The 18026-nt window shown below is 47.3% G+C and carries 16 protein-coding genes; 5 read left to right on the plus strand and 11 right to left on the minus strand.

The genetic code is table 11. The features are described from left to right. Nucleotides 1-38: 38 nt before the first annotated feature. Complete coding sequence (locus tag EHS89_RS03495) at nucleotides 39-593, minus strand: cysteine hydrolase family protein (protein WP_124924703.1); 555 nt, start codon at nucleotides 591-593, stop codon at nucleotides 39-41. Nucleotides 594-743: 150 nt separating this feature from the next. Between EHS89_RS03495 and EHS89_RS03500 the strand changes: the two genes are divergently transcribed. After that, nucleotides 744-1694, plus strand: a complete 951-nt coding sequence (locus tag EHS89_RS03500; protein ID WP_124924704.1) for a GlxA family transcriptional regulator — start codon at nucleotides 744-746, stop codon at nucleotides 1692-1694. Nucleotides 1695-1741: 47 nt separating this feature from the next. Here the strand turns inward: EHS89_RS03500 and EHS89_RS03505 are convergent, their stop codons facing one another. Further along, nucleotides 1742-2212 carry an Lrp/AsnC family transcriptional regulator gene (locus tag EHS89_RS03505; protein ID WP_124924705.1) on the minus strand — a complete coding sequence of 157 codons (471 nt, stop codon included), beginning with the start codon at nucleotides 2210-2212 and terminating at the stop codon, nucleotides 1742-1744. 140 nt (nucleotides 2213-2352) lie between these two features. Between EHS89_RS03505 and EHS89_RS03510 the strand changes: the two genes are divergently transcribed. Beyond that, a complete protein-coding gene (locus tag EHS89_RS03510) occupies nucleotides 2353-3321 on the plus strand; it encodes a DMT family transporter (RefSeq protein ID WP_124924706.1) in 969 nt (322 codons plus the stop codon). Nucleotides 3322-3368: 47 nt separating this feature from the next. Further along, entirely contained in the window at nucleotides 3369-3857 is a 489-nt protein-coding gene (ubiT, locus tag EHS89_RS03515) for a ubiquinone anaerobic biosynthesis accessory factor UbiT (RefSeq protein WP_124924707.1), read from the plus strand. A 555-nt stretch (nucleotides 3858-4412) separates the two neighbouring features. On the opposite strand, the gene EHS89_RS03520 is transcribed toward ubiT, so the two are convergent. After that, complete coding sequence (locus EHS89_RS03520; RefSeq protein ID WP_211340277.1) at nucleotides 4413-5333, minus strand: U32 family peptidase; 921 nt, start codon at nucleotides 5331-5333, stop codon at nucleotides 4413-4415. A gap of 186 nt (nucleotides 5334-5519) precedes the next feature. Beyond that, nucleotides 5520-6524, minus strand: a complete 1005-nt coding sequence (gene ubiU / locus EHS89_RS03525) for a ubiquinone anaerobic biosynthesis protein UbiU (RefSeq protein ID WP_124924708.1) — start codon at nucleotides 6522-6524, stop codon at nucleotides 5520-5522. 372 nt (nucleotides 6525-6896) lie between these two features. Between ubiU and EHS89_RS03530 the strand changes: the two genes are divergently transcribed. Beyond that, on the plus strand, nucleotides 6897-8561 hold the full coding sequence (locus tag EHS89_RS03530; RefSeq protein ID WP_124924709.1) for a formate--tetrahydrofolate ligase: 1665 nt from the start codon (nucleotides 6897-6899) through the stop codon (nucleotides 8559-8561). Nucleotides 8562-8572: 11 nt separating this feature from the next. Here the strand turns inward: EHS89_RS03530 and EHS89_RS03535 are convergent, their stop codons facing one another. The 7 genes from EHS89_RS03535 to EHS89_RS03565 form a co-directional block, all read right to left on the minus strand. Then, on the minus strand, nucleotides 8573-9349 hold the full coding sequence (locus EHS89_RS03535; protein WP_124924710.1) for a CLCA_X family protein: 777 nt from the start codon (nucleotides 9347-9349) through the stop codon (nucleotides 8573-8575). Nucleotides 9350-9627: 278 nt separating this feature from the next. Beyond that, the gene (locus EHS89_RS03540; protein WP_124924711.1) at nucleotides 9628-11370 is read right to left on the minus strand and encodes an ABC transporter substrate-binding protein; all 1743 of its coding nucleotides are present in this window, start codon (nucleotides 11368-11370) and stop codon (nucleotides 9628-9630) included. Between the two features lie 163 nt (nucleotides 11371-11533). Next, nucleotides 11534-11806 (minus strand): DUF2160 domain-containing protein, encoded by a 273-nt coding sequence (locus tag EHS89_RS03545; RefSeq protein WP_124924712.1) that lies wholly within the window; start codon nucleotides 11804-11806, stop codon nucleotides 11534-11536. 14 nt (nucleotides 11807-11820) lie between these two features. Then, nucleotides 11821-12627 carry a carbohydrate ABC transporter permease gene (locus EHS89_RS03550; RefSeq protein ID WP_124924713.1) on the minus strand — a complete coding sequence of 269 codons (807 nt, stop codon included), beginning with the start codon at nucleotides 12625-12627 and terminating at the stop codon, nucleotides 11821-11823. A gap of 72 nt (nucleotides 12628-12699) precedes the next feature. Beyond that, a complete protein-coding gene (locus tag EHS89_RS03555) occupies nucleotides 12700-13566 on the minus strand; it encodes a carbohydrate ABC transporter permease (protein WP_124924714.1) in 867 nt (288 codons plus the stop codon). Next, nucleotides 13563-14663, minus strand: a complete 1101-nt coding sequence (locus EHS89_RS03560) for an ABC transporter ATP-binding protein (protein ID WP_124924715.1) — start codon at nucleotides 14661-14663, stop codon at nucleotides 13563-13565. Before EHS89_RS03560 ends, EHS89_RS03555 begins: the two co-directional genes overlap by 4 nt. A gap of 1 nt (nucleotide 14664) precedes the next feature. Next, nucleotides 14665-15756: an ABC transporter ATP-binding protein gene (locus tag EHS89_RS03565; protein WP_124924716.1), complete on the minus strand. Its 1092-nt coding sequence runs from the start codon at nucleotides 15754-15756 to the stop codon at nucleotides 14665-14667. Nucleotides 15757-16101: 345 nt separating this feature from the next. Here EHS89_RS03565 and EHS89_RS03570 point away from each other — a divergent pair, with 345 nt between their 5' ends. Beyond that, entirely contained in the window at nucleotides 16102-17991 is a 1890-nt protein-coding gene (locus EHS89_RS03570) for a sigma-54-dependent Fis family transcriptional regulator (RefSeq protein ID WP_124924717.1), read from the plus strand. Nucleotides 17992-18026: the final 35 nt, after the last annotated feature.

Here is an 18026-nt window from a genome sequence, read left to right on the forward strand (position 1 = left end):
CTTAAATCAGCTCTGACTCTTTCAGTCTGATAGAGCCTTTAAACCATTTCAGCTAACAATTCATCTGTATTCACAACCCGTGCATAAGCAAACGCCAGCGCGGCCATATAAGATGCATGAACTTGTTCTGCCCCTACAGTAACGCCATTAAACTCCTGGGCCCGGGTCGCACAGGCATCCTGAGCGACGCTAACCTGATAGCCAAAGTCAGCCGCAGCACGTACCCCCGCATCGATACACATATGGCTCATGGCTCCTACAATGATCAGGTTCTCAATATTAAGATTATCCAGAGCCTGTTTCAGGTCTGTATCTTTAAAGCTATTAGCCGAATGCTTAAGTATTACCGGCTCATCACCCTGCACCGCTACCACTGGATGTATCAAGGCGCCATCGGAACCGGACACAAAGAAAGGCGCCTCTTCAGATTCAAATTCATGGCGAACATGTATAACAGGCAACCCTTTGTTACGAAAAACTGCGAGTAATTCTGCGCCTTTCGCGGCGGCAGTCTCAGCTCCTTCAAGTTCCCATTTTCCACCTGGGAAATAATCATTCTGAAAATCTATCAGTAACAGCGCGGTATTAGTCATCTCTTTCTCTCCGGTTTATATACTCAGTCGATAACGCTATTTTATGGCGTTACTCAGTTATATACTGGAGTCACATTCGACACATTAAGCGCAAAAACTGACATCAATCTCATAGAAACATAACCTGAAAGAACTGAAAAAGGCAGACTGATGAGCCCCGTTAACATAACAATCATTCAGTATCCGGGAGCAATGAAGTCGGCTATTGAAGGCCTGCGGGAACTATTCGAGCTCGCTAACAAACTGCTAATTGAACAGGATTCCCAGCCTGTATTTAACATCCATTTATGGCACGCAGAAGCCATAGCTAAAGTGCAGCCTGAATCGACTGATGCATGCCTTATCCCCAGAGTGATTATTTTACCGCCCTGTCTCAGTGGCGAGTTTTATCAGCAACCGCAATCCCGACTAGCTGACTGGTTATGCGAGCAACATGCTGCGGGTACTCTGTTGTGTTCAGTCTGCGCCGGCGCCTTTATTCTGGCGCAAACAGGACTATTGAATCAGCGCCCAGCCACCACACACTGGGCCTTAGCAGCATCTTTCGCTGAATGTTTTCCACAGGTCCGGCTAGATGACAGTAAAATACTGATCAATGACAATGACCTGATTACTACCGGCGGTTTAATGGCCTGGCTGGATCTGGGCCTGGAACTGGTGGCACAGTTCAGTCACCCCGCTTTGATGCGTCAGTTAGGTAAGCGCTTAGTGGTTGATACCGGTCCTCGGGAACAGCGATATTATCGATGCTTTATACCGAGGCTTAATCATGGGGACCGGACTATTCTCCAGTGCCAGCACTACCTGCAACGCCACTTTAACAGTCCGTTAACGGTATCGGCCTTAGCTGAAAACTGTCACCTTACCGAGCGCACTTTTCTACGTCGTTTTGTCGCCGCTACCGGTTACAAACCTAAGGAATACATGCAGCAGCTACGGATCAGTAAAGCCTGCGATGCATTAGAAAGTTCCCAGGATACCGTCGACCTGATCGCTCAAAATACCGGTTATGAAGATGTCAGCGCTTTCAGAAAAACTTTCATCAAAATAACCGGACTCACACCCCGGGAGTTTCGTTCACGGTTTGGTACTTTTAACTAAGCATATTGAACGAAGAAAACTGAACTAAGGAAAGAGAAGACCCCTGCCTAATCACTCAAGCGCTTTAAAGGTAGGGGGGCCGCGGTTTTAACCCGCCGCAGGGCAAAGTTACTTTCAATCTCACGGACCATCTTCAGTTCCTGAAGCTTACTCACGACCCGGTCATAATCCTCCAGATCGCTGGCGACTACTTCTAACAGATAATCGGCTGACCCTGATACCGTACTGGCAGTGATAACGGCATCCATGCCATGGATCGCCTGCTCAAAGTTTTTTACCGATGCCGCATGATGATCATGCATTTTAATCTGCACAAAAACGGTCATTCCCAGATCAATTTTCTGACGATTAAGCTGAGTCTGATAGCCCTCGATAATACCCTCTTGCTCCAACCGGCGTAACCGACGCAAACAAGGTGAAGGCGACAGTGCAACCTGCTCTGCAATCTCGGCATTACTCAGGCGACCATCCTGCTGCAACAGTTTAAGTATCTTTCGATCGGTAACATCAAGCTTCATCAGCAGACCTTAAATATCAATAAATGTAGATTTATTGGCAGTATATGCCAATAAATCACCTTTTAGCCATCAAACTAGCAAGATAACGCTTCAACGACTGACTGATAATAGCCCTTCAACATTACTCAGAGCAGCTCCCTATGGAACAGTACCGCGGTGAACCAGAGTTCAGTATAAAAGGCGTTTCGATCATGCTGATCACAATTCTAATCTGGGTTGCCTTTCTGCTATCGATGCGTGCTGAAGCTCAGTCAGAGCTGACCACCACCGATTTGGGACTGATGCGCTTTGCCCTGCCCACACTGGTATTCCTACCCTGGTTACTACGCGATTTTAAAACCCTGCTGCGGGTAAAATTACGTTATCTGGTGATGATTATCTGCGGCGGCTTGCCATTTTTCCTGTTGGTATCATTAGGTAGTCAATACGCTCCGGTCGCCCATGCAGGCGCACTGGTCCCCGGCACTGCTCCGCTATTTGTGACCGGGCTGGCAGTGCTGATTTTTCGGGAGCCCCTGCCCCGCTATCGCGGCCTGGGTCTGAGCGTCATTCTCGGTGGTGTAACTATCTTGCTGGCAGCAACGTTATTCGCTGCTGAACTCAACTCACAATTCAGTTCTGAATTAAATTACGGACCTGGCCACCTTGCATTTCTCGGCGCCAGCCTGGTCTGGGCGATCTATACCCTGGGTCTCAGGGTCGCCGGGATCGATGCGCTACTGGCAACCGCACTACTTTGCTGCAGTGCCACGCTGGGGTTGATGTTATCGTTATCGCTGGGTATCAGTGAGAGCAATATTGCCAATGTGAGCTGGCAGGAGATCTGGCCCCACCTGCTTAGTCAGGGATTGGGAGCCGGCATCATCGGCGGCATCACCTACGGCATCGCCATCAAGACGCTGGGGGCTGAGAAAACAGCAGCACTGGGGTCCCTGACACCGGCACTGGCTGCCATCATCGCTGTGCCAGTACTTGGCGAGCAGCTATCGGTAACCACTATTAGCGGTGTTGCCCTGATTATGACCGGCGTTTTACTGGCCAGCGGCGCCCTACGCCAAACCTTCAGAGCAACAAGGACAAGGCCAACCTTGACAGGCATCAAGGGATAAATACGGCCCAGCACTTATCATGGTCGGCTCTTAACAGGAGTAAACTGATGCTAGCTAACATCGCCCAAATTCCCTTACCCCGCCCGAACCTGCACTCTGTTGTCAGCCGGGTAATCCGCACGACTGAGTCTGTCATCCCTTTTCGGTTCAAACAGAAGGCGCTTGAGAAAGGCCTGAACAAGGCATTCCACCAGCCCCTTGAGGATGATGAGTTCTGGTTTCTGGAGAACCAGTATCTGGGTGTTGAAGTAACGGATCTGGGTATTAAGGTTGTGATTAGCTGTAACGCTGAACGCCTGATTGTCTGTCAGCAGGACAATGCTGATGCCTGGATTAAAGGTAAAGCTGAAGATCTGATCAAGCTGGCCAACCGTGAACTCGACCCTGACACCCTGTTCTTTCAGCGTCGCTTACTGATCGAAGGAAACACCGAGCTGGGGTTAGCGGTAAAAAATCTATTAGATAGCATCGACTGGGATGATCTGCCGGACTCAGTTCGTAAAGGGCTGGCAATGGTGCAGAAACTGCCAATCTAACACTTGAATTGATGGAAACAATTCCCCTTTCGATGAACGCAGTATCAAACTGACAGCAACTGCCCCACAGTTAGCTTTCAAAAGATCAGCAGATAGATTCATCAAAAACTATGCCGGTCAGTGACCGGCATTTTTTTGTCTGTTCGTTAGCTAAAATCATAATAAATTGCACCACAGAGGACACAGAGGACACAGAGAGCACTGAGAAGAGCACTGAGAAGAGCACTGAGAAGAGCACTGAGAAGAGCACTAAGGATTATGCGGTAAGCTTAATCTAGGAATTTTCTCTTTACTTCTGAGCCCTTGGCATGCTCCTTGGATACCGTGTTGAATAGCCCTTATCTTCTAGGCTTTCAGACCACTACAGACAGCTGCTTCGCAGCGATCGGACACGGCGCGTTAGCGACATTCGGACAAGCAAAGCATTCGGACTTCAGCCCTTATTATCCTATCTTTCCTCTGTGCCCTCTGTGTCCTCTGTGGTAAATAATCTTTAATAGCTTGCACCACGGAGAGCACAGAGAAGAGCATTACGGAAGATGTATTGAAGCACGACTAAGCATTCGTCTCCATCCAGCGGATGCCCGGTTCAGCAAACCAGTAACCATTACAATGATCCTGATTGACCAGACTGATAGTGGAAGGCTCTTCACCTTTTAAACGACTGGCAAACCGCTCAATCACTTCACTCATACCTTCACGCTGAGGACTAAGACGTACCTTATTTACACCTATCTCCTGCATCCTGTTCAGCTGATGCTCAAGATTGTAATGTTCCGCAGATAACGTCTGAATACCGTTCATGGTAAACAGCTCTTTACCTTCCTGTGAACGCATCACCAGTCCATCCGGATATTCGATACAGCAGAACTCGCAGTTATCTTTTGGCACATTGCGATAGCGTGCGGTAAAGCAGCGGGCAGCGTAAGCCAGCGGCAGACAACCATAGGCGAACACCTCGGTTTCCAACTCTGGCAGGCCACCATCTTCTTCAGCCTGTTGTAACAGCTCCTGTAATGTATCGGCTCCCAGCTCCACCGGCATAACCCAGCGTCGCATACCACTCTTATACAACTGCTTTAGCACCTGCAGGTTATAGATGTTCACCGAAGGCCCGGTCACAAAAGGCAGTTCCTGCTCACTTAACATCTGTACTGCAGCAATATCATTGGCTTCAACCATGAACTCACCATTGCTACAGATCCTGCGCAGCGATTTCATCTCTGATTCGGCTTCCAAAAGCGCCAGTCCTGACAAGACTACCTGTTTACCGCAGGACTTAAGCTCCTGCGCCAGACTGATCCAGTCGGCGGTTTTCAGTTGTCGCCGTTTAGAACATACGGTTTCACCGAGGTAGATAGTTTCTACCTCAGTTTCAGCCATCTGGGCGTAAAAATTATAGACATCCTGCTTCGGCCAGAAGTAGAGCAGCGGGCCTAATGTCAGCCCCATAGTTAATTGCTTTGAATTATCCATACTGTTGTTCCTCTACTGCCAGCTGCGGTGATAGGCACCGATAATTGCTGCGGTTGAATCTTCTGATGATATTTGATCAGCCATACAACTACTGCCTCTTTACTGCCAGCTGCGGTGATAAGCGCCGATAAATGCTGCGGTTGAATCTTCTGATGATATTTGATCAGCCATACAACTACTGCCCCTTTACTGCCAGCTGCGGTGATAAGCGCCGATGGTTGTGGTTGAACCTTCTGACAGATCAGTCAGCCCCTGGTTCCACTCCGGCTTAACCTGGAAGTTTTCAGGTGACTGTTGCTGTGCCTTAGCCAGATCCAGAGCCTGACGCCAGATCTTCACAACCTCTGCGACATAGGCAGGACTGCGCTGTCGTCCCTCAATTTTTACCGCACTGATACCGATCGACTCCAACTGCGGAATCAGATCCAGAGTATTCAGGCTGGTTGGTTCTTCCATCGCATGATAAACATTGCCTTCAACATCAAAGCGTCCCTTACAAAGGGTTGGATAACCCGCTTTTTCACCATCCGCATAACGGTCGATCAGTACATCATTCAGGCGGGACTCCAGGCCTCTGGAGGTTTCTTCCCAACGTACTGCTTTAGCAGGGGAACAGGCGCCGCAGGTATTAGGCGACTCGTCAGTAAGATAGGAAGACAAATAACAGCGGCCTTCGACCATGATGCAGAGGCTGCCGAAGGCAAAGACTTCCAGCTCAACCGGGCTGTGCTTCGCCAGATGCTCAACCTGTGCCAGGGATAACACCCGGGGCAGTACCGCGCGCTTAATATTGAACTGCTGCTTATAGTAATTCAGTGCTTCATAATTAGTTGCAGAGCCTTGTACTGACAGGTGTAGATTAAGATCAGGATGCTGTTCAGCAGCGTAACCTAACACCCCCATATCAGCACCGATCAAGGCATTCACCTGCAGATCAGCGGCCATATCAACAGCCTGCTGCCAAACTTTCCAGCCCTGCGGCTGCGGGAACGTATTGATCGCACAGAGTACTTTCACACCCCGGCTACGGGCATAATCGATACCTTTCTCTGCTTTACGACGATCGAAATTCAGACCGGCAAAATGGCGTGCATTAGTCGCATCCCTGAAACCGAAATACACTGTATCTGCACCATTATCTACGGCGGCTTTTAGGGCAGGGAAACTACCTGCCGGACAGACCAGCTCCATCACTTACTCCACAATCTTTTTAGCGGAGCGCCAGTCTAACAACCTGCAACCGAGGAAGACTTGATAGCAGTCAATGATTAAAAATCTGCATAGAGCGCGACGACTCCTCTGGTATTTCAAGCATTAAGGATGAAGTAACGATCATCTGTCGCATACAGACAAAAACAGTTCTAAATAGACGCAGACAAAACAATGCCAAAATGTTTTTCTGGATATACTCTTTAGCCCACAAATTTTATTACCGCTGATAAAGATAAAATTGATATCTGGATTCAATGAAGACAGTATTCGAAACTTACCATTTATCAATTATTTGCTAAGAAAACAGGTCTAGATTAACGCCAAATAATTCTTCATACCAAGGAGCCTTCCATGGCCACAGACGTAGAGATCGCCCAACAGTTCACTCCCCGACCGATCACTGAGATAAGCGACGCCTTAGGTATCGATAGAGAACATCTGCACCCCTATGGCCGTGATATAGCCAAGATCGATCTGAAGGCTCTGAATGGTAAGTCTGGTAAAAAAGGTCACCTGATACTGGTTTCAGCAACAACCCCAACGCCATCTGGTGAGGGTAAAACCACCACCACTATCGGTCTGGGTCAGGCCTTTACTCAGTTAAATGAGTCGGTATGCCTGGCACTGCGTGAACCATCCCTCGGGCCTTGCCTGGGTATGAAAGGTGGCGCAACCGGCGGCGGCTACAGCCAGATCATACCTGCCGACCGAATCAATCTGCACTTCACCGGTGACTTTCACGCAATCACCAGTGCCAATAACCTGCTTTCAGCAGCGATTGATAACCATATATTCCATGGCAACCAGCTAGGTATCGATCCCCGTCAGATCGCCTGGCGCCGGGTAATGGATATGAATGATCGCAGCCTGCGTAAAATCGTTGTCGGCCTGGGCGGTAAAAACCAGGGTATTCCCCGTGAAGGTGGTTTTGATATCACCGCCGCATCAGAAGTGATGGCGATGCTCTGTCTGGCTGATAACGCTGAGGACCTGAAACGTCGTCTGGACCGAACTCTGGTCGGTTATAACTACCAGAATGAACCGGTTTATGCGGCACAGCTGGATGTTACCGGGGCCATGATGGCATTACTGCGTGATGCCATGCAGCCTAACCTGGTACAGAGCTTTGAAGGGACACCGGCATTTGTTCATGGCGGACCTTTCGCCAATATCGCCCACGGCTGTAATAGCGTCATTGCGACCCGCATGGCGATGCAACATGCCGACTGGGCGATCACCGAGGCCGGCTTTGGCTTTGACCTGGGCGCTGAAAAATTCTTCGACATCAAGTGCCGTATTGCTGAACTGGATCCTGATGCTGTAGTACTGGTTACTACTGTTCGCGCACTGAAAATGCACGGAGGCAAAGCCAAAGACAATCTGGAATCTGAAGATCTGGAGGCTCTGCAACAAGGACTGGGTAATCTGGATAAGCATATAGAGAGCGTCGAGCTATTCAATAAACACCCAGTGGTAGCCCTTAATCGCTTTGCTTCAGATACCGATGCCGAAGTTGCTCTGGTTCGCGCACGCTGTATAGCACTAGGCGTTTCTTTTGCCGAAACTACTCACCACGCAGATGGCGGTAAAGGTTCGGTAGAACTGGCTAAAGTGGTGATGGCTTCAATCAAGAAAAACAGCCCTTTCCAGCCACTCTATGATCTTGACCTTCCGGTAGTGGAAAAAGTGCGAGCGGTGTGTAAAGCGATGTACGGTGCCGATGATGTTGCCTTCACCAAAGACGCCGAACAGGACCTTAAACATGTTGAGATGCTAGGTCTGACAGACCTACCGATCTGTATCGCCAAGGCGCCCAGTTCGCTGTCCGATGACCCTGAACTACACGGTCGCCCCCGGGGCTTTGAGGTAACGGTACGGCAAATTCAGATCAATGCCGGTGCCGGCTTTCTGGTAATTTTAACCGGTAAGATCATGCGGATGCCGGGGCTACCGAAAAAGCCAGCCGCCAGTAATATGCAATTGATGGAGAGCGGTATCATTGAAGGTCTTGAATAAGACTAAGTAAATTATCCCTGGCTTTTCAACGCTCGCCCCAGGGCGTTGAAATAGTCACTGAAGGCGACGTTGATCTGTTGTCGCTGTTCAAACCGGGGATATAACCCCTGCTGCGCTTCCGCCGTGGCTTTAGTCCCCGACACCAAAAAGTTGTTACTAATATCAGCATCCTGAACAAAGGCTTCGAATGCCCGCGCGCACAGCTCTTCCGGCTTACTGTAGTAAGTTGTTTTCAGGCTTTTATCCATACGCACAGATGCTTGAAAAAGCTCACTGGGCTGTGAGCCATCTTCGCTGAGCATAATGGTTTTGAAACAACGGAACAGATAGTCATTTAACGGATGCGGGACCGGTGTCGCGTCATTGAGCCAGGCAGAAGAAGCAAACATCTTCGTCCCTACATCACTGAAGGCTTTATCACCCAGATAGTGATCCAGTGCGTGAAACCATTCGTGGGCAATACTGCCGGGGCCGGCATTCTTCGCCAGTGAAAAACAGCGATTTGATGCATCATAATGCGCAGCCACACCTGGCTGACCACCGATACCATACTGAAACGAAAGATTGCCCCGTAATGAGATCAGCTGTTCCGGACCGTTCAGGATGGTCATCAGATCCACCAGCGCATCGTAGAATAAACCACTGGCGCGATCCCGCTCGGCATCAGTCACCCAACGCCCAATACGTACTGACCTGAAATCGAACCGCCGGCGCAGATCAACAAAGCTGATTGACTGATCACTTCGCTGGTGCGGACTGCGGCGGTAAAACTGTCGTGAACTGACCATTCCAATCTTGATATCTAAAACCAAAGGCCTGTAAAAATAACAGATTACCATAATAAAAAAACCTCCTTTGCCGTGAAACAAAGGAGGTAAACCTGTCAGATATTAACTACCCGACAAGCGTCAGCGCCAGAACTACTTCTGGCTTCAGGTAAAACAGAAAATGACACAGAATTGATAAACCAAGTGATGAGCACTTTCGAAACGTTTATCAAATAAGTCATCTATTTTATAAAAAATGCTTACCCAGTCAGAAATTCTGACCGGATAAGCACTAGATTTTACTTAGTTGCACCTTCTTTCCAGCTTTGTAGCAGATCTTGATAGGCAACGGTTTCACCCTGAGGTTTTTCGATAGCCAGCTTCGCTTTCGGAGAACCTGGCTGACTCAACCACTCCTGAGGATCAACTTTAGGATTCAGTTTAGGGCCACACTCACCCTGGACACCGGCACGTTCAAGGCGCTTCAGTACCTTATCTTGCGCAGTTGCCAGACCATTAAGTGCTTCCTGAGGAGTCTTCTCACCATTAGCTGCTTCAGCAATATACTGCCACCACAATTGAGCCAGCTTAGGATAGTCAGGCACGTTGGTTCCTGTAGGTGTCCACTGCGTACGAGCAGGACTACGGTAGAACTCGACTAAACCACCCAGCTTAGGAGCCGCTTCTGTCATAGCGTCAGAGAAAATATCTGACTCACGAATCGGCGTCAGACCCACTAGCGTTTTCTGCAACGATACGGTCTTAGACACCGTAAACTGCGCGTATAACCAGGCTGCCAGACGACGCTCTTTCGGCGTAGACTTCATAAAGGTCCATGAGCCGGTATCCTGATAACCCAGCTTCATGCCCTCTTCCCAGTATGGGCCCTTAGGCGATGGTGCCATACGCCATTTTGGTGTGCCATCTTCATTAACAACCGGCAAACCTTCTTTTGTCATACTCGCTGTAAAGGCGGTATACCAGAAAATCTGCTGAGCAACGGCACCTTGCGCCGGTACCGGACCTGCTTCTGAGAATGTCATACCCTGAGCTTGTGGTGGTGCATAATCACGCAACCAGTCAACATACTTAGTCGTTGCATATACTGCAGCAGGACCGTTAGTTGCGCCGCCACGAGAAACACTTGAACCTACAGGTTTACAACCATCGACCCGGATACCCCACTCATCAACAGGCAAACCATTTGGCAGACTCTTATCACCCGCCCCTGCCATTGAGAACCAGGCATCAGTGAAACGCCAACCCAGAGACGGATCTTTTTTACCATAATCCATATGACCGTAGACACGTTCACCATCAATCTCTTTTACATGTACGGAGAAGAATTCGGCGATATCTTCATAGGCAGACCAATTCTTTGGTACACCTAACTCATAACCATAAATACCTTTAAACTGCTTTTTCAGATCTTCACGCTCAAACCAGTCGGCACGGAACCAATAGAGGTTTGCAAACTGCTGATCAGGCAGTTGATAGAGTTTGCCATCAGGACCAGTCGTAAAATCAAGGCCGATGAAATCAGGCAGATCAAGGGTAGGCAACGTATAGTCTTTACCATCCCCGGCCATCATGTCTGATACAGGCACAACTTTGCCGTAACGGAAATGAGTTCCGATCAGATCAGAGTCATTGATATAAGCATCATAAATATTTTTATCAGACTGCATCTGGGTTTGCAGTTTTTCAACAACATCACCTTCCTGAATAAGGTCATGTACAACCTTAATCCCTGTTAACTCTTCAAATGCCTTGGCCAAAACCTTGGACTCATATTCATGAGTCGCAATGGTTTCAGATGCAACATTGATGGTCATACCACGGAAAGGTTTAGCTGCTTCAGCAAACCACTTCAGCTCTTCCAGCTGTTCAGCTTCGGACAAAGTAGACTTCACAAATTCAGTACTTACCCACTGCTTTGCGGCATCACTATATTGATCAGCCTGAACATAAGAGCTCATGTTTGCAGCAGATACAGCAGCACTCAGAATAAGCAACTTTGACCAGTTATTATTGTTTTTCATATCAACCTCATAGATGAAGATTGCAATTTATTGGTGCAACAGCCGACCTGTCAGGCCAGTCATTGCGGGCTCTACCCCGAAAGGCAAAAACTAAAGCTTCATGCATTCCATGCATTCCATGCATTCAGCCGGTCATCAACACACACTATGTCTAATAGAGTGATCATCCCCAACGCAGGACTATCGCCAGCCATACACAGGAAATTCCTAACGCGATCCACAGGCTCATTTCTGAGAAACCGGCAAACAGCAGGTGAATATACGCACTTGCCAGTAAGCCTATGAATAAGCGATCACCACGGGTTGTTTCGATGGGTAAGAACCCCTTCCTTTCAACACAGGGCGATTTAATTTCATACACAGTCATACAGATCAAAATTACGGCAATTGAGATAAAGAAAACTGCCGTAGGTAATGTCCAAGCCATCCAGTTCATAACTAATACCTCAATTACACGCGTCCGAGAGCAAAACCTTTTGCCACATGATTTCGTACAAACCAGATAACCAGTAATCCTGGAATAATGGTCAGTACGCCTGCTGCAGAAAGTACGCCCCAGTCAATGCCGGTAGCGCCTACAGTACGGGTCATAATTGCCGCAATTGGTTTAGCTTCTACAGAGGTAAGCGTTCTGGCGAGCAACAGTTCAACCCAGGAGAACATAAAGCTAAAGAATGCTGTCACCCCGATACCTGAACCGATCATCGGCAGGAATATCTTGATAAAAAACTTATGAAAGCTATAGCCATCGATGTAAGCTGTTTCATCAATTTCACGCGGCACACCTGACATAAAGCCCTCCAGAATCCAGACCGCCAATGGCACGCTGAACAGACAGTGCGCCAGAGCAACCGCCAGGTGGGTATCAAACAGACCAACCGATGAATAAAGCTGGAAGAAAGGCAGCAGAAACACTGCAGGCGGCGCCATACGGTTCGTCAGTAGCCAGAAAAACAGATGCTTGTCACCGGTAAACTTATATCGGCTAAAGGCATAGGCAGCAGGTAGCGCTACAACCAACGTAATAACCATATTCATGGTCACGTATAGCATTGAGTTCACATAACCCATGTACCAGGTCGGATCGGTAAAAATCACCGCATAATTATCAAAGGTAAAGTTTTCAGGCCACAGCGTTAGTGTGCCAAGAATCTCTTCATTGCTTTTAAATGACATATTCAGAAGCCAGTAAATTGGCAATAGAACAAAAAATATATAAGCGCTAATACCCAGCTTTTTCTTTGTTTGTTTATTCATTATGTTTCTCCTACTTGTAGTCGCAGAGCCAAGTACAAGGGATTGTTTATTCATTGAAGTCATTTCGCCCCCTTACTTCGCCTTGTCCAAGTGAGAAATAGTTGTAAAGAACAACCAGCTAACCAACAGTACAATCAGGAAGTAAATCAATGAGAAAGCTGCCGCCGGCCCCACATCAAACTGTCCAATCGCCATCTGTGTCAGCGTCTGACTAAGGAAGGTTGTCGAGTTACCCGGACCACCGCCAGTCAGAACGAAAGGCTCGGTATAGATCATGAAGCTATCCATAAAGCGCAGCAGTACACCGATAACCAGCACGCTTTGTAACTTAGGTAACTGTATATAGCGGAAGATTGCCCAGCCAGATGCCCGGTCAATACTAGCCGCCTGATAATAGGCATCCGGGATAGCACGTAGGCCGGAATAACAGAGCAGCGCCACCAGAGAGGTCCAGTGCCAGACATCCATCAACAGTACGGTGAACCAGGCATCAATAGGATTTGATGCATAGTTATAATCGATACCTATACTGGTAAGCGCCCAGCCGAACAAGCCGATATCTGTGCGGCCAAACACCTGCCAGATAGTACCGACAACATTAAGAGGGATTAGCAGAGGGATCGCCAACAAGATCAGGCACAACGAAGCACCTCGCCCCTTAGTCGGCATCATAAGCGCCACCGCAATACCCAGTGGAATCTCAATTAGCAGAACAAAAAACGAAAAGATAAACTGCCTGACTAACGAATCCTGTAACCGTGGATCCTGCAGAATTTCCCGATACCACTCGGCTCCGACAAAATAGGCAGTATTGACATCAAATATATCCTGAACTGAATAGTTCACCACTGTCATCAGTGGCACAACAGCCGAAAAAGCAACTAAAAGTACGACCGGAAGTACTAAGAACCAGGCTTTGTTATTCTCAACTTTATTCATTCTGAATCCCCCTCTACCAGGTATTCATCGACGTAAAGCTTTAGCCATTGCTTGGGAAAGCTGACATAGGCTTTATGTTCAGGCACTTGCTGATCTTCATCCAAACGTGCTTTTAAGCTACGCCCTTTCAGGTCCAGAGTGACAATTTTATAGGTACCCAGATCTTCAACATGGGTAACAGCACACTCGTAAGATCCGGTAATAGATTCAACGGAAACATGCACAAACTCAGGCCGGATACCAATTTTCAGGTTACTACTCGGAATTTGTTCCAGAAAATCCTGAAGCCCTTCATCCAGCGACACTTTAAGGCCATCAAATTCAACACCGCTTTCGCTGCGTTTCACTTCGATAAAGTTCATGCCCGGACTCCCGATAAAGTAGCCCACAAAGGTATGATTAGGTTTTTCGAACAACTCACGTGGCGTACCAAACTGTACTATCTGACCGCCATACATCAGTGCGATTTTGTCAGCAAAGGTCGCCGCCTCTAACTGATCATGAGTGACGTACACCATAGTGAGATTAAACTGTTCATGAATCTGTTTCAGTTTACGTCGTAGTTTCCACTTCAGATGTGGATCGATAACGGTCAGCGGTTCATCAAAAAGAATGGCGGATACATCATCCCGCACTAACCCCCGCCCCATAGAGACTTTTTGCTTTTCATCGGCGGTGAGGTTTTTCGCCTTATTCTTCAGTACGTCCTGCAGCTCAAGAATTTCAGCAATCTCAAGAACCTTTTTCTGAACCTTAGATTCACGGACTTTCATATTTCGTAAAGGGAAAGCCAGATTATCAAATACTGTCATTGAGTCATAAATGACAGGAAACTGGAAAACCTGAGCAATATTTCGCTCTGCCGGACTTAACTCATTGACCCGCTGACCATCAAACAGCACTTCGCCCTCTGAAGGTGATAACAGGCCTGAGATAATATTAAGCAAAGTACTTTTGCCACAGCCTGAAGGGCCCAGTAGCGCATAAGCTCCACCCTGATCCCATACATGATCCATTTCCCGAATAGCATACTCAGTGTCAGACTGCGGATTAGCACTGTAGCTATGCGCTAGTGTTTTCAGATGTATTTCAGCCATCTTAAGCCCCCTTATGCAGGCGACCAGGTGCCTGAAGCATCTTGCCATCCAGCCCAAACATGAACAGTTTGTGGGTCGGCAAATAAACTTTGATTGGTGTATCCGTGTGATACTCGTGCACGCCAGACAGCTGCAACACTAAACTGAAGTGTTCATTTTTTACGTGCATAAAGGTTTCTGAACCGCTGATTTCAGCAACCTCCACTCTGACAGATATTTCCAGATCATCATCGGCATGGGGTACAAGCCCGATATGACTTGGACGAACACCACAGTAATAATCACCCGGCTTAAAGCCACGCAGATCCTGATTCAACGGAAAGTGAACAAACTCATCAAAGGTCACTTCGGATTCCGAGACAAAACCCTTGATCAGATTAATCGGCGGCTCGCTAAATAACCCGGCAGCATCGACATTAACCGGAAAGCGATAAACATCAGATGAGATACCCGATTGAATAATCCGGCCTTCATGCAAAAGCGTGGTAGTTCCACCAAGCGCCAGCGCTTCATTTGGCTCGGTAGTGGCATAAACAGCAATTGAGTTACGTACTTTCAGTAGCTCGCGAATTTCCTGACGAAGTTCTTCCCGCAACTTGTAATCGAGGTTAACAAGCGGCTCATCGAACAAAATCAGGCTGGCATCTTTTACCAGTGCGCGGGCCATCGCCGTTCGCTGCTGCTGCCCACCTGACAATTCCAAAGGTCGTCGCTGCAAGAATTGCTCTATATGCAGCATTTCCGCAGTTTCTTTAACACGTTGATTAATTTCTGATTCCGAGGCTTTTTCCAGACGCAGAGGAGAGGCAATATTTTCGAACACAGTCCAGTTGGGGTAATTAATGAACTGTTGATACACCATTGAGATGTTGCGCTGCTGAACCGGCACGCCAGTTACATCAACACCGTTCATCATGACACGCCCTTCAGTTGGTTTATCCAGGCCAGCCATCAAACGCATCAAAGATGTTTTTCCTGCCAGGGTCCGCCCTAAAAGGACGTTAAACGAACCAGGTTCAAGCGTTATATTCGCATCATCAATGTAATACTCACCATCAACAATACGCGATACGTTTTGAAGAGAAAGAGACATTATGTTGTCCTTTATTATTCTTATTCATTGTTCCTCACATGTAACAGCACTTGCTCAAATTTGTGAGGCAAATCCGAAAACGAATGTTCGTTAACGAACTTACATAATGACACAACACTTAAAAAAATAAAGAAAAATTATAATAATTTTATAAGCTACTGATATTTAGCGATATTATTTTAATTCACAATTTCCTTTCCGCACAATTACATTTCCTTTTCGAATAGCACTGTTCATTAAAGTGCTTAGCATGAACAATTTTGAACACTTTATATGAACAATAATCACTACAAATTGATCAGTTATCCATCTACACTGACCGCTTAATAAGCAAATACAAACGCTATGAATAATAAAAATAAAACGCCGAATGAGCAGTTCCAGATGGTCAGTTCGTCCTGGCAGCGCTGCGACCTCTACGGTCTGAATCATGAGTCAGCAGCCGACCATACAGCTATCCCAAGCGGAGAAATCAGAGACCTGCAAGATGAGCACCAGTACCTGTTGGGCACTACTGGCAAAGAAGTATTACCCTATTATGAAAACATTCTGGCTAATTCCAGCTGCCTGGTAATGCTTGCCGATCAAAGCGGCCAGGTACTGAATTGCTGGGGGGATAAGCGCTTTATTAGCAACAAACAGAAACAGGCCCTTAATGAAGGCACTAACTGGTCAGAGCAAATAAACGGAACAAACGCTATAGGCACAGCAATAGCAACCGGCCAGGCCGTTCAGATTCAACGGGATGAGCATTACCTGAAACATAATCGGTTTATGATCGGTTCTGCCGCACCGATCTATGACACAAATAACAATCTTCTTGCCGTACTTGATGTTTCCAGTGACGCCTACCTGCCTCAGGCCCACACTTTTGGCATGGTTAAGATGATGTCACAGTCGGTTGAAAATCGACTTATCTATAGTAAGTTCAGCGAAGAACATTTTCTGATGAGCTTCAATACCAGCACCGAAAATCTGGACAGTCAGTGGATAGGATTTATCGCTTTCAATGAAAACGGCACGATCATCTCAGCTAATAAACGTGCCGAGATGCTACTCAGATTTGAACTTGCTCTGAAGAGCGTCGAAGATATCTTTGGCTGCCAACTATTTGAGTTAAAGAATCAGCCTGAGGGACAACCCATTGCCGTTGTCGCACTCGGCAAATATAAAATGTACGCAACTATTCAACGGCCAGTAAAAGGCTACACTGTTGCACCTGATTACAGAGAACGGCAGCTGCAGCCAGAAGAACCAATGAGAACAATGCCACAAATAGCAATAAGCTACGGCGACCCTCAGGTTGATCGCAGCTTAAAAATGGCAACCACTGTCTTCGATAAAGATATTCCGATTTTACTACAGGGCGAAACCGGATCAGGTAAGGAAGAGTTTTGTAAACAGCTACATGCCAGTAGTAAGCGATTTCAGCACCCTTTCATCACAGTAAACTGCTCAGCAATTTCTGAACGAACTATTGATGCTGAACTGTTTGGCTACGACTCAGACGAGCCGGGCAGCACAGGTCTGATCCGACAAGCGCATAAGGGCGTACTGTTTTTGGACGATATCAGTGAAATCCCTCTCTCAGTACAAAGTAAATTTCTGCGCGTCCTGGAAGATAAGAAGGTATCACCTCTGGGGTCTACTGCTTCAGTACCTGTGGATATTAAAATAATCTCCTCATCCAAACAGGATCTTAAAGAACTGATAGAGAAAGGCATGTTCAGAGATGATCTTTACTTCAGAATAAGTGGACTGAATATTCAGCTTCCAGCATTCAAAGAGCGTTCTGATAAACAGGAACTGATAAAGCAGATCCATAAAGGTCTGCGTGAAACAGATCAACATGAATCACTCTCTGATGAAGTCATCAATCTACTGGAAAAACACCCCTGGCCCGGCAACTTCAGACAACTTAAGAACGTTATCTCCATCGCCCTTTCAATGGCTGGCAATGACAGCATCCAACCCTGGCATCTGCCAGATGACTTCTTCTCTGATAGCGATACACACCGAAACACTCAACGGGACAGAAACAATCAACCAAACACGGATCACCCTGAATCCTATGACCAGCAACTCTTAACATCGCACTCAGAAAGCCGCACCAATCAAGATACATTGCGGGAATACAACCTGAATAAAGGCAATATTTCGCGCACAGCAAAGGCACTTGGGATCAGTCGCAACACCTTGTATAAACGTTTAAAAGGCATGGGGGTAAGACAATAGCCCAACTGTAAAACAATCCGAAAAGCCAGCTTTCT

Origin of the sequence: Amphritea balenae (assembly GCF_003858655.1) — a bacterium.
Taxonomy (GTDB): domain Bacteria; phylum Pseudomonadota; class Gammaproteobacteria; order Pseudomonadales; family Balneatricaceae; genus Amphritea; species Amphritea balenae.